Genomic DNA, 1,568 nt, shown 5'->3' with positions numbered 1-1,568 from the left:
ATCCCACCCCTCAGAACGTAGAAGATGGCGTTCAGGACCTCCCGTGTCGTCCAGAGCGGAGGCCGGCCACAGGGCGCTGGCCTCGGCATCAGTGGGTAGCGTCCTTGGACGAGGTGTAATTTCCGGGCCCGTTTGGGTGGGGATTGGGGTGGCCATCGGGGCCGGCGGCTAAGGTGGAGTTTGCGGACTTCAACCCGAGCCGAGGTAACCCCGATGACCGACGACAGAGTGGCACTGATCGAGGCGCTGCAGAAGGCCGATGACGGCAACTTCCTGCGCTCGATCGCCGAGACGGTCCTGCAGATCCTGATGGAGGCCGACGTGGACGGGCTGATCGGGGCCGGGCGCTACGAGCGGTCGGGCGAGCGCAGCACCTACCGCAACGGCCATCGCGAGCGCAGCCTCGACACCCGGCTGGGCTCGCTCAACCTGAAGATCCCGAAGCTGCGCACCGGCAGCTATTTCCCCGGCTTCCTGGAGCCGCGCAAGACGGTCGAGAAGGCGCTGGTGGCGGTGATCCAGGAGGCGTGGATCGCCGGCGTCTCGACGCGCCGGGTGGACGATCTGGTCCAAGCCATGGGCCTGTCGGGCATCTCGAAGTCGTCGGTGTCCAAGCTGTGCAAGGACATCGACGAGCGCGTGAACGCCTTCCTGACGCGCCCGCTGTCGGGCGCGTGGCCGTATCTCTGGCTCGACGCCACCTACCTGAAGGTGCGCGAGGGCGGGCGGATCGTCTCGGTGGCCGCCATAGTCGCCGTGGCGGTCGACACGGAGGGCCGGCGGGAGATCGTTGGCCTGCATATCGGCCCGTCGGAAGCGGAGGTGTTCTGGACCGATTTCCTGCGCAGCCTGGTCAAGCGCGGCCTCGCGGGCGTGCAGCTCGTCGTCTCCGACGCCCATGAGGGCCTGAAGGCCGCCATCCGGCGCGTGCTGAAGGCGACATGGCAAAGGTGCCGCGTTCATTGGACCCGGAACGCCCTGGCCTACGTGCCGCGGGCGCAGCAGACCATGGTGGCGGCCGGTCTGCGCAGCGCCTTCCAGCAGCCCGATCAGGACGCGGCCCGCGCCGCGCTCCAGCATCTGGCCGAGCAACTCCACAATCGCTGGCCGAAGCTGAAGGGCTTCATCGATGGCACGAGCGACGATGTCCTGGCTTACCTCAGCTTCCCGATCCAGCATCGAACGAAGCTACATTCGACCAATCCGCTGGAGCGCCTCAACAAGGAGATCAAGCGCCGTGCCGACGTGGTCGGTATCTTCCCCAATACGGACTCGATCCAACGCTTGATCGGCGCGGTGCTGTTGGAGGCCAACGACGAGTGGCAGCTCCAGCATCGCTACATGCAGGTCGAGGGCATGGTCGGCCTCACGCCGGCACTGACCGACGACACCATCACCCTTCCACCGCAGGCCGCCTGACCGATGGCCGCTCCAATTCCACCCCAAAAGTCCACCTCATTGACGGACGCGACCCATCAGTGGCTCGATCACCGCCCACTCGGCGTCGGTAAGGTCGGTTTCATAGCGAAGGCCCACGCGGCTATGCTGCCGCCGGGTGGTCGGGGTCC

The 1,568-nt window shown here is 66.6% G+C and carries 1 protein-coding gene and 2 pseudogenes; 1 reads left to right on the top strand and 2 read right to left on the bottom strand.

The genetic code is table 11. The features are described 5' to 3' along the window. Window positions 1–95 (bottom strand): annotated as a pseudogene (locus tag BM419_RS31855) (IS5/IS1182 family transposase); the annotation flags it as partial. A 118-nt stretch (window positions 96–213) separates the two neighbouring features. On the opposite strand from BM419_RS31855, the gene BM419_RS31555 reads away from it, so the two are divergent. Beyond that, on the top strand, window positions 214–1,419 hold the full coding sequence (locus BM419_RS31555; protein ID WP_091928776.1) for an IS256 family transposase: 1,206 nt from the start codon (window positions 214–216) through the stop codon (window positions 1,417–1,419). A gap of 48 nt (window positions 1,420–1,467) precedes the next feature. On the opposite strand, the pseudogene BM419_RS31850 reads toward BM419_RS31555, so the two are convergent. Beyond that, window positions 1,468–1,568 (bottom strand): annotated as a pseudogene (locus BM419_RS31850) (IS5/IS1182 family transposase); the annotation flags it as partial.

The sequence above is a fragment of the Methylobacterium sp. yr668 genome, assembly GCF_900116245.1.
In the GTDB taxonomy this organism is placed as follows: Bacteria; Pseudomonadota; Alphaproteobacteria; order Rhizobiales; family Beijerinckiaceae; genus Methylobacterium.
The sequence above is the reverse complement of the archived record's forward strand: the minus strand, read 5'-3'. Positions and strand labels throughout refer to the sequence as shown.

Excerpts from the sequence above, each read along its gene's own strand:
- BM419_RS31555 (WP_091928776.1), top strand. The coding sequence starts at position 214 with ATGACCGACGACAGAGTGGCACTGATCGAGGCGCTGCAGAAGGCCGAT.